Origin of the sequence: Agromyces aureus (assembly GCF_001660485.1) — a bacterium.
GTDB classification, from domain to species: Bacteria; Actinomycetota; Actinomycetes; order Actinomycetales; family Microbacteriaceae; genus Agromyces; species Agromyces aureus.
In genome coordinates this window covers 2,742,477-2,760,834 of record NZ_CP013979.1, presented here as the reverse complement: position 1 = coordinate 2,760,834, position 18,358 = coordinate 2,742,477, and the positions used below count along the sequence as shown (strand labels likewise).

The window sequence follows — 18,358 nt, the reverse complement described above, 5'->3', positions numbered from 1 at the left end:
CGTCGTCGGTGGGCTCGGGTAGCGTGGTCGCGTGAGCACTGAAGACGGCCGGCTCGACGTGGCCGACGAAACCCGCGACGCGGTCGATGCGATCGAGGCGTTGCCGCTCGACGAACGCGCCGGAGCCTACCTCGCTCTGGCCGAACGCCTGCGCACCGAGCTCGAGCACTCCGACCCGTCTCGGCAGTCCGACTGACGCATGGCCTCTCGACGTCTCGATGCCGCCCTCGCCGAACGCGGACTCGCGCGCTCGCGCACGCACGCGGCGACGCTCATCGCCTCCGGTCTCGTCACCGTCGACGGGCGGCCCGCCGTCAAGCCCTCCACGAAGGTCGACGACGAACAGGCCGTCGAGGTCGCGGCATCCGATCACTACGTCTCGCGCGCCGCGCACAAGCTCATCGCGGCGCTCGACGGATTCGCCGTCGACCCGGCCGGCAGAGTCGTGCTCGACGCGGGCGCCTCCACCGGCGGGTTCAGCCAGGTGCTCCTCGAGCGCGGCGCCCGAACCGTGCTCGCCGTCGATGTCGGCCACGGTCAGCTCGCGGCCGAACTGTTCGGCGCGCCCGGGCTCGTCCTCGTCGAGGGATGCAACGTGCGGTCGCTCGATCGCGCCTCGCTGGCGGCGCTCTCGGGCGTCGGGGAGCCGCCGTCACTCGTGACGGCCGACCTCTCGTTCATCTCGTTGACGACCGTGCTGCCCGCGCTCGTCGCGACGGCCGCTGACGACGCCTCCTTCGTGCTGCTCGTGAAGCCGCAGTTCGAGGTGGGGCGGGCCGGCGTGCGCGAAGGCATCGTGCACGACCCGGCGCTGAGGTCGGAGGCCGTCGCCGGCGTGCTCTGGGCCGCGTACGACCTGGGCGTCGGCACGGTCGGCGTCACGTCCTCCCCAATCGCGGGCACTCGCGGAAACCACGAGTACCTCGTGCACCTCGATGCCGCGCGCGGGGTCAATCCGACAGAATGGATGCGGCAGGTCGAGCAGATGACGGGAGACACGACCACGTGAACGATGCACGGCACTTCCTCGTGGTCTCGCACACCGGCCGTCGCAACGCCCTCGAGGCGACCGGCGACGTCTGCGCCCAGCTCATCGCGGCGGGCGCCGTACCCGTGATCGCGAACGAGCAGTGGTCCGACGTGCACGAGTTCGTGCCCGACCTCAACGGGCGGGTGGCCAGACTCGAGGAGACCGATCCGGCGCTGATCGAACTCGTCATCGTGCTCGGCGGCGACGGCACGATCCTCCGTGCGGCCGAGCTCGTGCGCGAGCATCCGATCGCGCTGCTGGGCGTGAACCTCGGTCATGTCGGCTTCCTCGCCGAGAGCGAGCGCGACGACCTCGGGTACACGGTGCAGCGGGCGCTCGCCCGCGACTACACGGTCGAAGAACGCATGACCCTCGCGGTGCGGGCCAAGATCGACGACGAGACCGTGTTCGAGAGCTGGGCGCTCAACGAGGTCTCCGTCGAGAAGGCCGACCGCGAGCGGCTCATCGAGGTCGTGGTCGAGGTCGATCGTCGTCCGCTCTCGTCGTTCGGGTGCGACGGCGTCGTGATGTCCACCCCCACCGGGTCGACGGCCTACGCGTTCTCCGCCGGCGGTCCGGTGGTGTGGCCCGGTCTCGAGGCACTGCTCCTCGTGCCGCTGAGTGCGCACGCGCTCTTCGCCCGCCCGCTCGTGGTGGCGGCCGACTCGTCGCTCGCCGTCGAAGTGCTTCGTCGTACCGAGGCGTCCGCCGTCATCTGGTGCGACGGGCGGCGCACGTTCGACCTTCCGGCCGGTGCGCGGGTCGTCGTGCGGCGATCGCCCGTGCCGGTGCGCCTCGCACGGCTGCACGAGGCGCCGTTCACCGATCGACTCGTGAACAAGTTCCAACTCCCCGTGACGGGCTGGCGAGGACCGGTGGGCCATGATTGACGAACTCGGCATCCGCGACCTCGGCGTGATCGCCGAGGCGACGCTCCCGCTCGGCCCCGGCTTCACGGCGGTCACGGGCGAGACCGGTGCCGGCAAGACGATGGTCGTCACCGCGCTCGGGCTGCTGCTCGGTGCCAGGGCCGACGCGGGCGCTGTGCGTTCGGGCGCGAAACAGGCTTGGGTCGAGGGCCGCTGGCTCGTCGCCGAGGACGGCCCCGTCGCCGAACGCGTGGCCGAGACCGGCGGAGAGATCGAGGCGGGCGAGCTGCTGCTCGGGCGCTCGGTGTCGTCCGAGGGTCGCAGCCGGGCCGTCGTCGGCGGCCGCAGCGCACCGGTGGGCGTCCTCACCGAACTCGGTGAGGAGCTCGTCGTCGTGCACGGGCAGGCGGACCAGCAGCGTCTCCGTTCCGCCGTCGCCCAGCGCGACGCGCTCGACCGATTCGCCGGCGCCGGACTGCTGGCCGCGCTCACCGACTACCGCACCGCGTTCACCGCCTGGCACGCCGACGCGGCCGAACTCGAACGACTCACGCTCGCCCGCGACGAGCGGGTGCGCGAGGCCGTGCTGCTGCGCGAAGCGCTCGACGAGATCGAGGCGGCCGACCCGCAGCCCGGCGAAGACGTCGAACTCGCCGAGCGGGCCGATCGGCTCTCGAACCTCGAAGACCTCCGACTCGCGGCGTCGCAGGCGCACATGCTCGTCTCCGCCGACGAGATCGTCGACGACGCACCCGACGCGGTCACCCTCGTCGACGGCGCGAAGCGACACCTCGAACGCGTCGTCGAGCACGATGCCGCGCTCGCGCCGATCGCCGAGGCCCTGCAGAACGCCGGGTTCCTGCTCGCCGATGCCGCCGCAGAACTCGGCGCGTATCTCGCGAGCCTCGACGCCGACGGCGCACGCGAGCTCGAGATCGTGCAGGAGCGGCGCGCGCTGCTCACCTCCCTCGTGCGGCGGCACGGCTCCACGCTCGACCAGGTGCTCGACTTCGGTCGCACCGGAGGGCTGCGGCTGGTCGAGCTCGACGGCGACGACGAGCGCATCCAGCAGCTCGCGGCATCCGTCGACGAAGGTGCCGTCGTCGTCGATCGTCTCGCGACCCGGGTCAGCGAGCTCCGCACCGACGCCGCGGGCCGGCTCGCGACCGCCGTGACGGTCGAACTCGCGGCACTCGCGATGCCCGACGCCCGGCTCACGGTGACCGTCGACTCCGAGCACGAGCCGGCGGTGCACGGGCGCGACCAGGTCACGATCCTGCTGCAGCCGCATCCGGGCGCCGAGCCCCGCTCAGTGTCCAAGGGTGCCTCGGGCGGCGAGCTCTCGCGCGTCATGCTCGCGATCGAGGTGGTCATCGCCGGCACCGACCCCGTGCCCACGTTCGTGTTCGACGAGGTCGATGCGGGCGTGGGCGGCGCCGCAGCGATCGAGATCGGACGGCGACTCGCCCGACTCGCCGAACGATCCCAGGTGATCGTGGTGACGCACCTCGCACAGGTCGCGGCGTTCGCCACGAACCACCTGAGCGTCGTCAAGGGCACCGATGGGCGAGTGACCGAGTCCAGCGTGCGGCGCCTCGAGGGCGGCGAACGCGAGGCCGAGATGGCGCGTCTGCTCTCGGGTCTCGCCGAGTCCGAGAGCGGATTGGCGCACGCGCGCGAACTGCTCGAACTGGCAGCGGAACGGGCGACCTCGAGCTGACGGACGACCGAGTGTTCTGATGGGGTGACGTCGGGCGGGAGGCGCCCGACGGCGACGAAGGGGGATCTGGTGAACGATGTCGGGGCGAGTTCGCAGAAACGTGGCTTAGACTATAAGCCCGTGGTGGAACAACGCGGACAGGCGCCGACGAGCGCAGACAATTCGAACGACATTACCAAGCACATCTTCGTGACCGGTGGTGTCGTTTCTTCGTTGGGCAAGGGCCTCACGGCTGCGAGCCTCGGCAATCTCCTGACGGCGCGAGGGCTGCGCGTGGTCATGCAGAAGCTGGACCCGTACCTCAACGTCGATCCCGGAACGATGAACCCGTTCCAGCACGGCGAGGTGTTCGTCACCGATGACGGTGCCGAGACCGACCTCGACATCGGCCACTACGAGCGATTCCTCGACATCGACCTGAGCCAGGCGGCGAACGTCACGACCGGTCAGATCTACTCGACCGTCATCGCCAAGGAGCGTCGCGGCGAGTACCTCGGCGACACGGTGCAGGTGATCCCGCACATCACCGACGAGATCAAGCGCCGCATGCGGCTGCAGGCCACCGAGTCCCCGAAGCCCGACGTGATCATCACCGAGATCGGCGGCACGGTCGGCGACATCGAGTCCCAGCCGTTCATCGAGTCCGCACGTCAGGTGCGCCACGAACTCGGCCGCAAGAACGTGTTCTTCGTGCACGTCTCGCTCGTGCCGTTCATGGGCGCCTCCGGTGAGCAGAAGACCAAGCCGACGCAGCACTCCGTCGCGACGCTGCGCTCGATCGGCATCCAGCCCGACGCGCTCGTGCTCCGCAGCGACCGCCCCGTGACCGAGGCGAACAAGCGCAAGATCGCGCTCATGTGCGACGTCGACGAGGGCGCGGTCGTGAACGCGGTCGACGTGCCGTCGATCTACGACATCCCCACGATGCTGAACGACCAGGGTCTCGACGCCTACATCATCGAGACCCTCGGCCTCGACGCCAAGGCCGGCGAGGTCGACTGGTCGGGCTGGAGCGGCCTGCTCGACGTCGTGCACGACCCCAAGCACGAGGTCACGATCGGGCTCGTCGGCAAGTACATCGACCTGCCCGACGCGTACCTCTCGGTGACCGAGGCGCTGCGTGCCGGCGGCTTCGCCAACGACGCCAAGGTCAAGATCGAGTGGATCCCGTCCGACGAGTGCCGCACCCCCGAAGGCGCGAGCAAGCACCTGTCGCACCTCGACGGCATCTGCGTGCCCGGCGGCTTCGGCGTGCGCGGCATCGAGGGCAAGCTCGGCGCACTGCGCTACGCCCGCGAGAACGGCATCCCGACGCTCGGCCTCTGCCTCGGCCTGCAGTGCATGGTCATCGAGTACTCGCGCAACGTCGCAGGCCTCGAAGGCGCCTCCTCGAGCGAGTTCGATCCAGACACCGAGTTCCCGGTCATCGCCACGATGGAGGAGCAGGTCGAGATCATCGCCGGCGGCGACCTCGGCGGCACCATGCGTCTCGGCCTCTACCCTGCAGCACTCGCCGAGGGTTCGATCGCCGCCGAGGTGTACGGCTCGACGCTCGTCTCCGAGCGCCACCGCCACCGCTACGAGGTCAACAACGCCTACCGCGACCGCATCGCCGAGGCCGGCCTCGTGTTCTCGGGCACCTCGCCCGACCGTCACCTCGTCGAGTTCGTCGAACTGCCGCGCGACGTGCACCCGTACTACATCGCGACGCAGGCGCACCCCGAGCTGCGCAGCCGCCCGAACGACGCGCACCCGCTGTTCCGCGGCCTGGTCGGGGCCTCCCTCGACCGTCAGAAGGCGAGCCTGCTCTTCGACGACGCGAATGCCTGAATCGCCCGCGGGCGATCGAGCGGTCGAGCCGCTCGCCGATGAACGGGTCGTCGTGCCCGTCTCGGCGAGCGAGCTCGTCTTCGAAGGGCACGTGTGGGACATCCGGCGCGAGACGTTCGATCTCGGCGACGGGCCGATCGTGCGCGACTTCATGGACCATCCGGGCGCCGTCGCGGTGCTCGCGCTCGACGACGAGGACCGCGCGTTCCTGATCCGGCAGTACCGGCACCCGGTGGGTCTCCGCGACTGGGAGATCCCCGCGGGACTGCTCGACGTCGCGGGTGAGGACCCCCTCGAGGGAGCGAAGCGCGAGCTGGCCGAGGAGGGCGACCTCGAGGCATCCGAGTGGTCCGTGCTCGCCGACTTCCTGACGACGCCCGGCGGCAGCAACGAAGCCCTGCGCATCTACCTCGCGCGCGGCATCCGCCCGTCTGACGAGGTCTTCGAACGCGAAGACGAAGAGGCGCACATCGAGACCAGGTGGGTGCCGCTCGACGAGTGCGTCGACGCCGTGCTCGCGCGCCAGGTGCAGAACCCGTCGCTCGTCATCGCCGTGCTCGCCGCGCAGGCGTCGCGATCGCGCGGGTGGCGGAGCCTCGGCGAGGCCGACGCACCGTGGCCGACCCGGTCGCCCGGCCGCGGCACGAGCGCGGAGGCCGCTGCTGCCGAGGACGCCGCACGGCGATGAGCGCAGAGCGGTGACCGCGCGGCCCGAGGTCGACGCCTACCTCAGGCACCTGGCCGTCGAGCGCGGCCTCGCCCGCAACTCGATCACGTCGTACCGACGCGACCTCGCGATCTACACGGGCTGGCTCGAGGCGCGCGGCTTCGACGGACCGGGTGCTGTCGCCGAGCAGGACCTCTCCGACTTCATCAGGTTCCTCGGCGCCGAGCGCGTGCCGACGCTCGCGACCTCGTCGATCGCCCGAGTGCTGTCCGCCGTGCGTGGCCTGCACCGTTTCCTGGCCGACGAGGGCACGCTGCCGACGGACGTCAGCAGGGAGCTGCGACCGCCGAAGCTGCCGATGCGCCTGCCCAAGGCGATCTCGGTGGCCGACATCGAGGCGCTCATCGCCGCGACGGCGGGTGAGGAGGCCGATCGGCTGCGCGACGCCGCGCTCCTCGAGGTGCTCTACGGCACGGGCGCCCGCGTGTCCGAGGCGATCGGCCTGAACGTCGACGACCTCGTCGACGACGAGGTGATCCGACTGTTCGGCAAGGGCGGCAAGCAGCGCATCGTGCCGCTCGGCTCGTACGCCAGACGCGCGGTCGACGCGTACCTCGTCCGTGCGCGTCCGATGCTGTCGGCGCGAGGCGCCGCGACCCCGGCGCTGTTCCTCGGCGTGCGCGGGCGGCGGATGTCGCGACAGGCCGCGTGGGAGGCGATCCACGGCGCTGCCGAACGGGCGGGGCTCGCGGCATCCGTCTCACCGCACACCCTGCGGCACTCGTTCGCGACGCACCTGCTCGAGGGGGGCGCCGATGTGCGCGTCGTGCAGGAGCTGCTCGGGCACTCGTCGGTCGCGACGACGCAGATCTACACGCTCGTCACGGCTGACACACTCCGGGAGATGTACACGTCGGCCCACCCGCGCGCTCGCTAGAATCGACCAAGCCACTCGCGCGACGAGGGGCAGGCAGGCGGAGGAGAGACCACACGTGACCCAGCAGACGCACGATCCGGCGGACGGCATCGGTTCGCTGACGCAGGATCTCGGTCCCACCGGTCGCCCGCACCGCGAGTTCCCAGAGCCGAAGCCGCTGCGTTCGCACGGCCCGGCCCGCATCATCGCCCTCTGCAACCAGAAGGGCGGCGTCGGCAAGACGACGACCACGATCAACCTCGGCGCGACGCTGGCCGAGTACGGGCGCCGCGTGCTCGCGATCGACTTCGACCCGCAGGGCGCGCTGTCGGCGGGGCTCGGGGTGCAGACGCACGACGTGCCGACGATCTACGACCTGCTGCTCTCGCGGTCGATCGATCCGAACGACGCGATCCAGAACACGAGCGTCGAGGGTCTCGACGTGATCCCCGGCAACATCGATCTCTCGGCCGCCGAGATCAACCTCGTCAACGAGGTCGCGCGCGAGCAGATCCTCGCCGGCGTGCTGCGCAGGGTCTCCTCCGACTACGACGTGATCCTCATCGACTGCCAGCCCTCGCTCGGGCTCCTCACGGTGAACGCGCTCACGGCCGCGCACGGTGTGGTCATCCCGCTCGAGTGCGAGTTCTTCGCGCTGCGCGGCGTCGCGCTGCTCATCGAGACCATCGACAAGGTGCGCGACCGGCTGAACCCGGCGATCACGCTCGACGGCATCCTCGCCACCATGTACGACTCGCGCACGCTGCACTCGCGCGAGGTGCTCGAGCGGGTCGTCGACGCCTTCGGCGACGACGTGCTCGAGACGGTCATCACGCGCACCGTGAAGTTCCCGGACGCGACCGTCGCCGCGACGCCGATCACGCAGTTCGCGCCCGATCACCAGGCATCGAAGTCGTACCGTCAGCTCGCGAGGGAGCTGGTCTTCCGTGGCGCGGTCGCCTGAGGCCGTTCCGGTCTCGGGGGAGCAGGCGCCGGTCGGCGACGCCGAGCCGTCGAACGAGGCAGGGGGAGCGGGTGGCGACGGCGGGTTCCGGGTCGCGCTGACGAACTTCGAGGGTCCGTTCGACCTGCTGCTCTCGCTCATCGCCAAGCACGAGATGGACATCACCGAGGTGTCGCTCTCGGCGGTGACCGACGAGTTCATCTCGTACCTGCGCGGCGTCGACTCCGCCGAGGAGCTCGACCTCGCGTCGGAGTTCCTCGTGGTCGCCGCAACCCTGCTCGACCTCAAGGTCGTCGGCCTGCTGCCGCAGGGCGAGCTCGTCGATGCCGAGGACGTCGCCCTGCTCGAGGCCCGCGACCTGCTCTTCGCCCGCCTGTTGCAGTACCGGGCCTTCAAGGAGGTCGCGCGCTGGTTCCAGGCCAACCTCGACGCCGAGGGGCTGCGGCACCCGAGAACCGTGCGACTCGAGGACAAGTTCCGTCAACGCGCGCCCGAACTGCGCTGGACGCTCAACGCCGAGGACTTCGCAGCGCTCGCGGCCCTCGCGATGACGCCGCGCGAGATCCCGACGGTCGGACTCACGCACCTGCACGCGCCGCTCGTATCGATCCGCGAGCAGGCGGCGCACGTCGTCGCGGTGCTGCGCCGAGGCGAACCCGTGAGCTTCCGGCAATTGATCGCCGGCGTCTCGCAGACGGGCGTCGTCGTGGCCCGCTTCCTCGCGGTACTCGAGCTCTATCGCCACGCGGCGATCGGCTTCGACCAGGTCGAGCCGCTCGGCGAGCTCACGCTGCACTGGGCCGCCGAGACGTGGTCAGACGAAAACCTCGAAGCCCTGGGGGCCGACTATGACGAATGAGATCGACGAGATCGACGAGATCGATGAAACGGATGCCGCGGCGGGTGAGCTGTCCGAGGGTGACGGGGGTCTCGATGTGGTCGCCGGCGCTCCCTCCTCGACCACCGGAGGTGAGGCCGAGCCGGGACCTGACGGACCCGAGCTCCCGGTCCCTGACGGACCCGAGCTCTCGGTGGTCACCCCGCTCGACGTGCCGGGACAGCCGCACCTCGACCTCGATCGCGCGCTCGAGGCGATCATGTTCATCGCCGACGAACCGCAGAGCGTCGTGCACCTCGCGGCCGCCGTGCAGCGTCCGGTCGCCGAGGTGCGCGCCGCGATCGCACGCCTGCGGGCGGACTACGACGGCACGGGCGTGTCGGGCGAGCCGCGCACCGATGTCGCCGACGCGAACGATGCGGCACGCGGCATCCGTCGCGGATTCGAACTGCGCGAAGTGGGCGGCGGGTGGCGGTTCTACGTGCGCAGCGAGTACGACGCGCTCGTGTCGGATTTCGTGATCGCGCAGACGTCGACCAGACTTTCGCAGGCGGCGTTGGAGACGCTCTCGGTGATCGCGTACAAGCAGCCGATCTCGCGCTCGCAGATCGCGTCGATCCGTGCCGTGAACGTCGACTCGGTCGTGCGCACGCTGCTCGGCCGCGGCCTCATCACCGAGATCGACACGGACGCCGAGACGGGCGCCCTCCTCTACGGCACGACCGAACTGCTGCTCACCAACCTCGGCATCAACTCCATCGACGAGCTGCCCCACATCTCCCCGTTGCTCGACGACGGTCAGGAAGGATTCGAACGTGACTGAGAAGAACGGCAGCGACGAACAGGCAGCCAACGGCTGGTTCACCGAACCCGAGGGCGTGCGCCTGCAGAAGGTGCTCGCCGCCGCGGGCGTCGCGAGCCGCCGCGTGGTCGAGCAGTACATCGTCGAGGGCCGCATCGAGGTCAACGGCATCGTCGTGACCGAGCTCGGACGACGCATCGACCCCGAGCACGACCTCGTCGCCGTCGACGGCGTCGCGGTGCAGCTGGACCCCGGCAAGCGCTACTACATGCTCAACAAGCCGCGCGGCGTGGTCTCGTCGATGCGCGACGAGAAGGGTCGCCCCGACCTGCGCGAGTTCACCGACGAGCTCGAGGAACGCGTCTACAACGTCGGCCGCCTCGACGGCGACACGAGCGGCCTCCTGCTGCTCACGAACGACGGCGACCTCGCGCACGTGCTCGCGCACCCCTCGTTCGGCGTCGAGAAGACGTACATCGCCAAGGTGCAGGGCCGGGTGTCGCCGCAGACGCTGCAGAAGCTCAAGCAGGGCATCGAACTCGAGGACGGCCCGATCAAGGTCGACCGTGCGAAGATCCGCCAGCATCAGGGCGACGACCGGCACTCGATCGTCGAGCTGACGCTGCACTCGGGCCGCAACCGCATCGTGCGGCGCATGATGGCCGAGGTCGGCCACCCGGTGGTCGAGCTCGTGCGTCGCAGCTTCGGACCGCTGCACCTCGGCACGCTCCGCATCGGCGTGATGCGCGAGCTCACCGACAGCGAGCGCGGCCTGCTGCTGACGATCTCGCGAGAAGCGGATGCCGCGCGCGGGCGCAACGACGCGGCCTCGGGTTCGTCCGGGGACTCCGCCGACGACCGCGCGGCCGCGGACTCCGCCGGCGCGGACTCGGCCGACGAGGGGGAGTCGTGAGCGAAGCGCGCCTGACGGGCCCGGTGCGGATCGTCGGCGTCGGCCTGCTCGGCGCGAGCATCGGGCTCGGACTGCGGGCGAAGGGCGTCGAGGTGATCCTCGCCGACGCGTCGCCCACGCATCTCGCGATCGCGGCCGACTACGGCGCGGGTCGCCCGGCGGCGCCCGACGACGTGCCGCAGCTCGTCGTCGTGTGCGTGCCGCCCGATGTCACGGCCGCGGTCGTGGCATCCGAACTGGCGGCGAACCCGACCGCGATCGTGACGGATGTCGCGAGCGTGAAGCTCGCGATCCACGACGACCTCGTGGCGCGCGGCGCCGACCTGTCGCGCTACCTCGGCACCCACCCGATGGCGGGGCGCGAGCTCGGCGGGCCCATGTCGGGCCGCGCCGACCTCTTCGTCGGGCGCCCATGGGTCGTCGCGGCGCACGATCGCATCTCGTACCGCGACGCGTCGGTCATCGACGACCTGATCCTCGACCTCGGAGCCACGCTCGTCGAGCTCACGCCCGAGCAGCACGACCGGGCCGTCGCGCTCGTGTCGCACGTGCCGCAGGTCGTCTCCACGCTCATGGCCCGCCGCCTGATCGACGCGCCGCACGCGTCGGTGAACCTCGCCGGGCAGGGCATCCGCGACGTCACGCGCGTGGCCGCGAGCGACCCCGAGCTCTGGGTGCAGATCCTCGGGCAGAACTCGGCCCCCGTCATCGAGATCCTGCGCGGCTACCGCGACGACCTCGACCGGTTCATCGACGCGCTCGACGACCTCGAGGCGCCCGGTGCCCGCCGTCGCATCGCCGAAGAGCTCTTCGGCGGCAACACGGGCGTCGAGCGCCTGCCGGGCAAGCACGGCGTCGACCGCCGGTACGCGAGCCTCATCGTCATGGTCGACGACCGACCCGGGCAGCTCGCCAAGCTCTTCAACGACGTCGGCGACGCCGGCGTCAACCTCGAGGACCTCCGCCTCGAGCACTCGCCGGGCGCCCAGGTGGGCCTCGCCGAGATCTCCGTGCTTCCCGAGGTGCTCGAGCGCCTCACCGATGAGCTGGCCGCCCGCGGCTGGCGGATTGCAGGCTGAACGTGTCGTCCCCGGTCATTCCCGTCGTCGTCGCGATCGACGGCCCCGCCGGCAGCGGCAAGTCGAGCGTGTCCAAGGAGGTCGCCAAGCGACTCGGGTTCGGTTTCCTCGACACGGGCGCCGCGTATCGGGCGCTCGCCTGGCATGTGCAGGCATCGGGCATCGAGACGGATGACGCGGCATCCGTCGTCTCATCGCTCGCGAGCTTCGACTACCGCATCGGCACCGACCCGACCGGATACTCAGTGCACGTCGGCGACGTCGACGTGACCGCGGCGATCCGCGACCCCGCGATCTCGGCCGTCGTCAGCCGCGTCGCCCGCGTGCCCGAGGTGCGCACCCACCTCATCGAGCTGTTCCGCGGCCTCATGGCCGCAGAGCCGCGCCCCGGGGTCGTCGTCGAGGGCCGTGACATCACGACCGTCGTCGCCCCCGACGCCCCAGTGCGCATCCTGCTGACCGCCTCGCCCGAGGTGCGCGCCGCGCGGCGTTCGGCCGAACTCGTCGGCTCGGCGACCGCCGCCGTCGGCGACGAGCTGCGCAGGCGAGACGAGGCCGACTCGAAGGTCGTCGACTTCATGACGGCGGCCGACGGCGTCACCACGGTCGACTCGACGGAGCTCGATTTCGAGCAGACCGTCGAGGCCGTGATCGAGGTCATCAGGTTCACACAGCCAGTCACTGATTGAATAGAGCGGGGCGCATCTCGACCAGACGCGCCCGAAGACTTGAGGAGACACCCATGACCGACCAGCGCGACGAGTACGACGACGCGTCCGTCGTCGACGACCGCCTCGCCGACCGCCTCGCCGACGTCGACGACGAGCTCGCCGAGCAGCGCGCCGCGGCGCTGCGCTCGGGGCTGTCCGACTACAACCTCGACGACGACGACCTCGAGGTGCTCGAGCACTCCGAAGAGGGCGAAGACGGCATCCGCTACCTGCCGGCCCTGCCGGTGATCGCCATCGTCGGCCGCCCGAACGTCGGCAAGTCGGCGCTCGTCAACCGCATCCTCGGCCGTCGCGAGGCCGTCGTCGAAGACACCCCCGGCGTCACGCGCGACCGAGTGGCGTACAAGGGCGAATGGCTCGACCGCCGCTTCACCCTCGTCGACACCGGTGGCTGGGAGCCCGATGCCAAGGGCATCGACGCCTCCGTCGCCCTGCAGGCCGAGGTCGCGATCGACCTCTGCGACGTCGTGCTCTTCGTCGTCGACGCGACCGTCGGCGCGACCGCGACCGACGAGCACGTCGTGCGACTGCTGCGCAAGACCAAGAAGCCCGTCTTCCTCGTGGCGAACAAGGTCGATGACGCCCGCCAGGAGTCCGAGGCCGCTGCACTCTGGAACCTCGGCCTCGGCGAGCCGCACCCCGTCTCGGCGCTGCACGGCCGTGGCGTCGCCGACATGCTCGAAGCCGTCTTCAAGGTGCTGCCGCAGGTGTCGGCCGTCGCGAAGGACGAGTTCGGCGGGCCCCGTCGCGTCGCGATCCTCGGTCGCCCGAACGTCGGCAAGAGCTCGTTGCTGAACAAGGCCGCCGGTGAAGAGCGCGTCGTCGTCAACGAACTCGCGGGCACGACCCGCGATCCCGTCGACGAGCAGATCGAGCTCGGCGGCAAGATCTGGCGCTTCGTCGACACCGCCGGCATCCGTCGTCGCGTGCACATGCAGCAGGGCGCCGACTTCTACGCGTCGCTGCGCACCCAGGCCGCGCTCGAGAAGGCCGAGGTCGCCGTCGTGCTCCTCGACGTCTCGCAGCCGATCTCCGAGCAGGACGTGCGCATCATCGACCTCGTGCTCGAATCGGGACGCGCGCTCGTGCTCGCCTACAACAAGTGGGACCTGCTCGACGACGACCGTCGCCGCTACCTCGAGCGCGAGATCGAGAAGGACCTGCACCACGTGGCCTGGGCCCCTCGCGTGAACATCTCGGCGCGCACCGGACGCCACCTCGAGAAGCTCGTGCCCGCCCTCGAGACCGCACTCGAGTCGTGGGACACCCGCATCGCGACGGGCAAGTTCAACGCGTTCCTCACCGAACTCACCCAGCAGACGCCGCACCCGCTTCGCGGTGGCAAGCAGCCGCGCATCCTGTTCGGCACGCAGGCCGCGAGCCGCCCGCCGACCTTCGTGCTCTTCACGACCGGGTTCCTCGACCCGGGTTACCGCCGGTTCATCCAGCGGCGCCTGCGTGAGATCTACGGCTTCGAGGGTTCGCCGATCGTCGTCAACATGCGCGTGCGCGAGAAGCGCCAGCGCTAGTCGGTTCGCATTCGTCGCGTCGGCCGCGTCATCGGGATCTTCGGATGCCGGTGCGCGGCCGTCGTCGTCTGCGGCGCGTACGGCCGGTCAGACCGGTTCGCCGGGTCAGTCGGCATCGCCGGGTCGGTCGAAGCGCACCTGCATGACCGCGCGGCTCGGGGTCGGACGCGCCACCTCGGTGAACCCGGCGCGCTCGAACATCGAGACGGTGCCGGGGAAGAGATCGGCGGCCGGAACCTTCGCTCGCGCCGTGGGGTCGACGCCGTACGCCTCGAGCACCCGGGCACCCTGCTCTCGTGCGTACGCGACCGCCGCCTCGGCCAAGGCTCCGCCGACGCCGCGCTTGCGATGCGCTCTGGGCACGACGAAGCACGTGACCGCCCAGACGGACTCGTCGTCGAACTCCGGCTCGGAGCTGCCCTTGCTCACGATGCGCTTGGCTTGCAGGCGGGGGAGTGCGGGTCGTGGTTCGACCGCGCACCAGCCCACGGGCGTCTCGCCGTCGTAGGCGACGAGCCCTGGGCCGCCGTGTTCGGCCGTGGCGATCTGGTGTTCGAGCTTCGCCGCGAGCTCGACGGGGTCCTCTCGCCAGTCGCTACCCGGGATCTTGTACCACTGGCACCAGCAGGTGGACGGATCTCCTCGAGTGCCGAACACCGCCTCGATATCGGCGAACGGCGCTTCACGTGCGGGAACGAAGCGGAGTTCGGACGGATGGGCATCGGTGCCGACCTGGGACTGCATGCGGGCCACGATAGCGGGCGGGTGCGACATCCGGAATATCGTGAACTCCATTCACGATGTAGTATCATCAGGATATGACCCTGATGCCGACCCCGACCGTGCTCGACCGCCTGCTCGAGATCGGCGAGCTGTTCCAGCACGACATGGCCACCGCCTTCGAGGGCACCACCCTCACGCCGGCTCGCGTGCGCGTGCTCTGGGTGCTCCAGCACAGCGGGCCGATGACGCAGCAGGCCCTCGCGAGCGCGCTCGAGGTCAGTCCGCGCAATGTCACGGCGCTCGTCGACGCGCTCGAGGAGGGCGGTCACGTGACGCGTTCGCCGCACCCGACCGACCGACGGGCGACGCTCGTCACCCTCACCGACGACGCGGTCGCCCGCATGCGCACGATGCAGGCCGAACACGCCGAACTGGCGGCCGAACTGCTCGGTGCCGTCGCGCAGACCGATCGCGAGGCGCTCGAACGCGGCGTCGACGCGATCGCGACCCGCTTGCGCGAACTCATCGAGGCCGACCGGGCGCGTCGGGCGGGGGAGCGGACATCGTGACCGTCACCGGCGATCGGCGTGCCGCGGCATCCGCCTGGCGACGTGCCCTGAACCTCGCCTGGCGCGCCCTCGTCGTCGAACTGCGCATCTACGAGAACATCGGGCGCTTCATCGTGCGCCGACCGGCGATCGCACGAGGCGACGTGGGCTTCGGCTACCACAAGCCCGTGTTCACGGTGCTCATGGTCTTCATCGTGCTGTCGGCCGTCGAGATCCCGATCATCGACCTCATCGTGCACCGCTGGCCCGCGCTGCGCATCGCGATGCTCGTGCTCGGCATCTGGGGCGTCACCTGGATGTTCGGCCTGCTCTGCGCGTACCTCATGCGGCCGATGACGGTCGGTCCGAACGGCATCCGCGTGCGACAGGGGCTCGAGCTCGACATCCCGATCGCGTGGGACGACATCGCCTCGGTGACGCGCGTGAAGCAGGTCGACGAGCCGAAGTCGCCTCGCATCGTCGAGACGGATGCCGCGCGCACCCTCGTGCTGCGCATGCACGACGAGACGAACCTCGTCATCGAGCTCGAACGGCCCACCGTCGTGCGGCTGCCCGGGCTCACGCCGAAGGGCGGCGATCAGGAGATCACCGCCCTTCGGCTGTGGGTCGACGACCCGAAGGCGTTCCTCGACGAGGTGCGTCGGCACCTCTGAGTGCTTCGGGTGTCGCGAGTCGCGCGAGCTGCCTAGTTGGCGGCCTTCGGGGCCTCCGGCGCCTCGGGCGCTGCCGGGGCCGCGGGGGCTGCCGGAGCGGCGGGGGCCGGGGCGTCGGCCACGGCGGGCGCATCTGCGGTCACGGGGGTGGCCGCGGCATCCGCCTCGAGGATCTCGATCTCGTCGATCTCGTCGAAGTCCTCGTCGTCGATGTCGCCGAACACGGCGTCGAACTCGGCCGCGGCGGCCTGAGCCTGGATGGCGGCGGCACGGTTGCGCGCCTGGGTCGCGAGCGCGAGCAGGATGCCGACGACGCCGGCCGCGAGCAGCAGTCCGCCGATGGTGGACTGGGAGATGTTCGCGAGGTACAGGGCGTACTCGGAACCCTGCGCCGTGTAGAACGCGACCTGGGCGGCGTTGCCGGCGAAGAGGAGGTAGGCGCCGACGGCGGCCACGATCACCGCGACGGCCCAGAGCAGGATGAGCGGAAGGTTGAGCGTGGACGGCTTCGGGGCAGTGGCGTTGTTCGACACGAGATTCCTTCGGAGGGACGGGCTGGGATGGATCCCGCGATGCGGGGCACGTCGCCGTCGAAGACTGCGACTCGTCGAGCCTAGGGGAATCGTCTATGAATCGGATATGTGCTGGTCGGACGCTCGATCGTCGATGGCCGTCGGGCGGCGACGACCCCGATGGTCAGAACGGCGCTTCGGATGGCGCTATGATTGTCAAGTTGCCTCGGCGGGTTCGCCGGAGCATCGGGCTGTGGCGCAGCTTGGTAGCGCACTTGACTGGGGGTCAAGGGGTCGCAGGTTCAAATCCTGTCAGCCCGACCAGAAAGTCCCGGAAACTCAAGGGTTTCCGGGACTTTTGAGGTTAAGAAGTTGAACCACACACCGAAAACGCACCGTTTTCAGCACTCCACTGCCCACGTTGACCGTGTCTCCTGCGGCGCGAGCGGGTTGTTCCCGATCGGTTGCGATCCTCGAGGATCGCAGTTCGCACCTGATCGGTATGAACGCACACCAGCCCTTGAAGACCAGCGTCATCCCGAGCGTTCCGGCCGAAGGTTGGGGGCTCGAACAGCTCCTCGACATTGGCGAGCTCGCCTCGTATCTGGGCGTCCCCATCTCGACGATCTACGACTGGCGTACCCGAGGGAAAGGGCCCGCCGCCTATCGGTTCGGCAAACACCTGAAGTTCGCGATCTCGGACGTCCGGGCCTGGGTCGCCGAGCAGCGCGAGCAGGCGTAGCGACTCAACTCGCGCGCAAGGCGGTGATCTGAATGCCGCGGCCCAGGCTCACGATCGGTACATTCGGCGAAATCTCGACGCGACTGGTCGCGTCTGGACGATACGAGGCGCGCACGCGCTATCGCGACTGGGACGGTCAGGTTCGTCGAATAGCGGCGACTGCGGGCACGGCCCGCGCTGCAGAGCATGAGCTGAAGGCGAAGATCGCCGAACGCACCGCCTTCCAGACGGGCGACATCTGCCACCTCACACCAGACAGCGCGTTCGGAGATCTGGTCGAATACTGGCTCGAGGACATCGATCTTGAGGAGCGCATCTCCAAGACGACCCGCATGCTCTACGAGCGCAATATGCGCACCCTCGTGATGCCGGCCTTCGAACACTTCACGCTCCGTGAGATCGGTGTCGCTCGTTGCGACCGCTTCATCAAGCAACAGGCCCGGATTTCCTATAACCGGGCGAAGCAGTCGCGCGTTGTGCTGAGGCTTGCCCTCGAGCTCGCGGTGCGGCACGAAGTGCTGGCCGCGAATCCGATGGATCATGTCGCTCGCGTCCACCGAGAAGCCCGTCTGCCGGACGCTCTCACGAGTCGCGAGGTGAATGCAATTCGCGCGGTCATTGGACGCTGGGAGTCGGGCATCGACCATGTCTCGGGACCCAAGCCGGACGGGCAGCTCGGAACGATCGTCGAGGTCATGCTTGGCACATCAGCGCGCATCGGCGAAGTGCTCGCGATCAGGCGACGCGATGTCGACCCCACTGGCATGCCTCCGACGATCCGCCTCGCTGGCACAATCGTCAGCCGAAACGGCGAACCGACCTTTAGGCAGGATCACCCGAAGACGGCGAAGTCGCGCCGCATCGTCGCCCTGCCGTCGTTCGCGGCCGAAGCGGTGCGTCGCCGACTCGCCGTCGCCGGAGACCTCGATCCGGACTCACTGATCTTCCGCTCGCGCGAGGACACCCCGCTCACCACGGCCAACGTGCGCCGCCAGCTCCGTCAGGTCCTGGAGCGCGGCGGTATTGGGGGCATCACTCCGCACATGTTCCGTCGCACCGTCGCGACCGCGGTCAACGACAACGCGAGCATCGAACTGGCCGCAGAGCTCCTCGGGCATACCGATACGAAGATCACAGTGCAGCACTACATCCGCCGACGGGAGATGGTGAACCCGACGACGGCAGAGCTGCTACAGCGAGCGTTCGGTCGAGACGAGTCGGAGTCGTCGTGATGCGAAGGCCCCCGATGTGGGCGATGCCCACGTCTCGTC

20 protein-coding genes and 1 tRNA gene are annotated in these 18,358 nt (G+C 69.8%); 19 read left to right on the top strand and 2 right to left on the bottom strand.

The genetic code is table 11. The annotated features are described in order from the left end of the window. The first annotated feature begins 31 nt into the window (after positions 1–31). The 14 genes from ATC03_RS20610 (at position 32) to der (ending at position 13,888) form a co-directional block, all read left to right on the top strand. On the top strand, positions 32–196 hold the full coding sequence (locus ATC03_RS20610; RefSeq protein WP_156997157.1) for a hypothetical protein: 165 nt from the start codon (positions 32–34) through the stop codon (positions 194–196). Between the two features lie 3 nt (positions 197–199). Next, on the top strand, positions 200–1,009 hold the full coding sequence (locus ATC03_RS12405) for a TlyA family RNA methyltransferase (RefSeq protein ID WP_067877505.1): 810 nt from the start codon (positions 200–202) through the stop codon (positions 1,007–1,009). Further along, on the top strand, positions 1,006–1,920 hold the full coding sequence (locus ATC03_RS12400) for an NAD kinase (protein ID WP_152030950.1): 915 nt from the start codon (positions 1,006–1,008) through the stop codon (positions 1,918–1,920). The genes ATC03_RS12405 and ATC03_RS12400 overlap by 4 nt, the downstream gene beginning before the upstream one ends. Then, positions 1,913–3,619: a DNA repair protein RecN gene (recN, locus tag ATC03_RS12395; protein ID WP_067877499.1), complete on the top strand. Its 1,707-nt coding sequence runs from the start codon at positions 1,913–1,915 to the stop codon at positions 3,617–3,619. The genes ATC03_RS12400 and recN overlap by 8 nt, the downstream gene beginning before the upstream one ends. A gap of 123 nt (positions 3,620–3,742) precedes the next feature. Continuing rightward, positions 3,743–5,449 (top strand): CTP synthase, encoded by a 1,707-nt coding sequence (locus ATC03_RS12390; RefSeq protein ID WP_067877496.1) that lies wholly within the window; start codon positions 3,743–3,745, stop codon positions 5,447–5,449. Beyond that, the gene (locus ATC03_RS12385; RefSeq protein ID WP_067877494.1) at positions 5,442–6,137 is read left to right on the top strand and encodes an NUDIX domain-containing protein; all 696 of its coding nucleotides are present in this window, start codon (positions 5,442–5,444) and stop codon (positions 6,135–6,137) included. The genes ATC03_RS12390 and ATC03_RS12385 overlap by 8 nt, the downstream gene beginning before the upstream one ends. A gap of 10 nt (positions 6,138–6,147) precedes the next feature. Continuing rightward, positions 6,148–7,053, top strand: coding sequence for a site-specific tyrosine recombinase XerD (xerD, locus tag ATC03_RS12380; protein WP_067877491.1), 906 nt, complete (start codon positions 6,148–6,150; stop codon positions 7,051–7,053). Between the two features lie 55 nt (positions 7,054–7,108). Next, entirely contained in the window at positions 7,109–7,996 is an 888-nt protein-coding gene (locus ATC03_RS12375; RefSeq protein ID WP_067877488.1) for a ParA family protein, read from the top strand. Beyond that, positions 7,980–8,855, top strand: a complete 876-nt coding sequence (locus ATC03_RS12370; RefSeq protein ID WP_067877485.1) for a segregation and condensation protein A — start codon at positions 7,980–7,982, stop codon at positions 8,853–8,855. Before ATC03_RS12375 ends, ATC03_RS12370 begins: the two co-directional genes overlap by 17 nt. Next, a complete protein-coding gene (gene scpB, locus ATC03_RS12365) occupies positions 8,845–9,657 on the top strand; it encodes an SMC-Scp complex subunit ScpB (RefSeq protein ID WP_227820089.1) in 813 nt (270 codons plus the stop codon). The genes ATC03_RS12370 and scpB overlap by 11 nt, the downstream gene beginning before the upstream one ends. Then, entirely contained in the window at positions 9,650–10,549 is a 900-nt protein-coding gene (locus tag ATC03_RS12360) for a pseudouridine synthase (RefSeq protein WP_067877480.1), read from the top strand. Before scpB ends, ATC03_RS12360 begins: the two co-directional genes overlap by 8 nt. After that, positions 10,546–11,628 carry a prephenate dehydrogenase gene (locus ATC03_RS12355; RefSeq protein WP_067877477.1) on the top strand — a complete coding sequence of 361 codons (1,083 nt, stop codon included), beginning with the start codon at positions 10,546–10,548 and terminating at the stop codon, positions 11,626–11,628. Before ATC03_RS12360 ends, ATC03_RS12355 begins: the two co-directional genes overlap by 4 nt. A 2-nt stretch (positions 11,629–11,630) precedes the next feature. Beyond that, positions 11,631–12,317, top strand: coding sequence for a (d)CMP kinase (gene cmk, locus ATC03_RS12350; protein WP_227820088.1), 687 nt, complete (start codon positions 11,631–11,633; stop codon positions 12,315–12,317). 53 nt (positions 12,318–12,370) lie between these two features. Then, positions 12,371–13,888 carry a ribosome biogenesis GTPase Der gene (gene der, locus ATC03_RS12345; RefSeq protein ID WP_067877474.1) on the top strand — a complete coding sequence of 506 codons (1,518 nt, stop codon included), beginning with the start codon at positions 12,371–12,373 and terminating at the stop codon, positions 13,886–13,888. A 105-nt stretch (positions 13,889–13,993) separates the two neighbouring features. On the opposite strand, the gene ATC03_RS12340 is transcribed toward der, so the two are convergent. Next, positions 13,994–14,632 carry a GNAT family N-acetyltransferase gene (locus tag ATC03_RS12340; protein WP_067882083.1) on the bottom strand — a complete coding sequence of 213 codons (639 nt, stop codon included), beginning with the start codon at positions 14,630–14,632 and terminating at the stop codon, positions 13,994–13,996. A 74-nt stretch (positions 14,633–14,706) separates the two neighbouring features. On the opposite strand from ATC03_RS12340, the gene ATC03_RS12335 reads away from it, so the two are divergent. Together ATC03_RS12335 and ATC03_RS12330 are read left to right on the top strand one after the other, a co-directional pair. Beyond that, positions 14,707–15,180: a MarR family winged helix-turn-helix transcriptional regulator gene (locus ATC03_RS12335; protein WP_084003465.1), complete on the top strand. Its 474-nt coding sequence runs from the start codon at positions 14,707–14,709 to the stop codon at positions 15,178–15,180. After that, complete coding sequence (locus ATC03_RS12330; RefSeq protein ID WP_067877471.1) at positions 15,177–15,833, top strand: hypothetical protein; 657 nt, start codon at positions 15,177–15,179, stop codon at positions 15,831–15,833. Before ATC03_RS12335 ends, ATC03_RS12330 begins: the two co-directional genes overlap by 4 nt. 32 nt (positions 15,834–15,865) lie before the next feature. Here the strand turns inward: ATC03_RS12330 and ATC03_RS20695 are convergent, their stop codons facing one another. Then, positions 15,866–16,366 carry a hypothetical protein gene (locus tag ATC03_RS20695; protein ID WP_067877468.1) on the bottom strand — a complete coding sequence of 167 codons (501 nt, stop codon included), beginning with the start codon at positions 16,364–16,366 and terminating at the stop codon, positions 15,866–15,868. A 226-nt stretch (positions 16,367–16,592) separates the two neighbouring features. On the opposite strand from ATC03_RS20695, the gene ATC03_RS12320 reads away from it, so the two are divergent. The 3 genes from ATC03_RS12320 (at position 16,593) to ATC03_RS12310 (ending at position 18,319) form a co-directional block, all read left to right on the top strand. Beyond that, positions 16,593–16,669 (top strand) — tRNA-Pro (locus tag ATC03_RS12320). Between the two features lie 196 nt (positions 16,670–16,865). Continuing rightward, positions 16,866–17,087 carry a helix-turn-helix transcriptional regulator gene (locus tag ATC03_RS12315; protein WP_227820087.1) on the top strand — a complete coding sequence of 74 codons (222 nt, stop codon included), beginning with the start codon at positions 16,866–16,868 and terminating at the stop codon, positions 17,085–17,087. A gap of 32 nt (positions 17,088–17,119) precedes the next feature. Continuing rightward, positions 17,120–18,319 carry a tyrosine-type recombinase/integrase gene (locus tag ATC03_RS12310; RefSeq protein WP_067877465.1) on the top strand — a complete coding sequence of 400 codons (1,200 nt, stop codon included), beginning with the start codon at positions 17,120–17,122 and terminating at the stop codon, positions 18,317–18,319. The last annotated feature ends 39 nt before the right edge of the window (positions 18,320–18,358 follow it).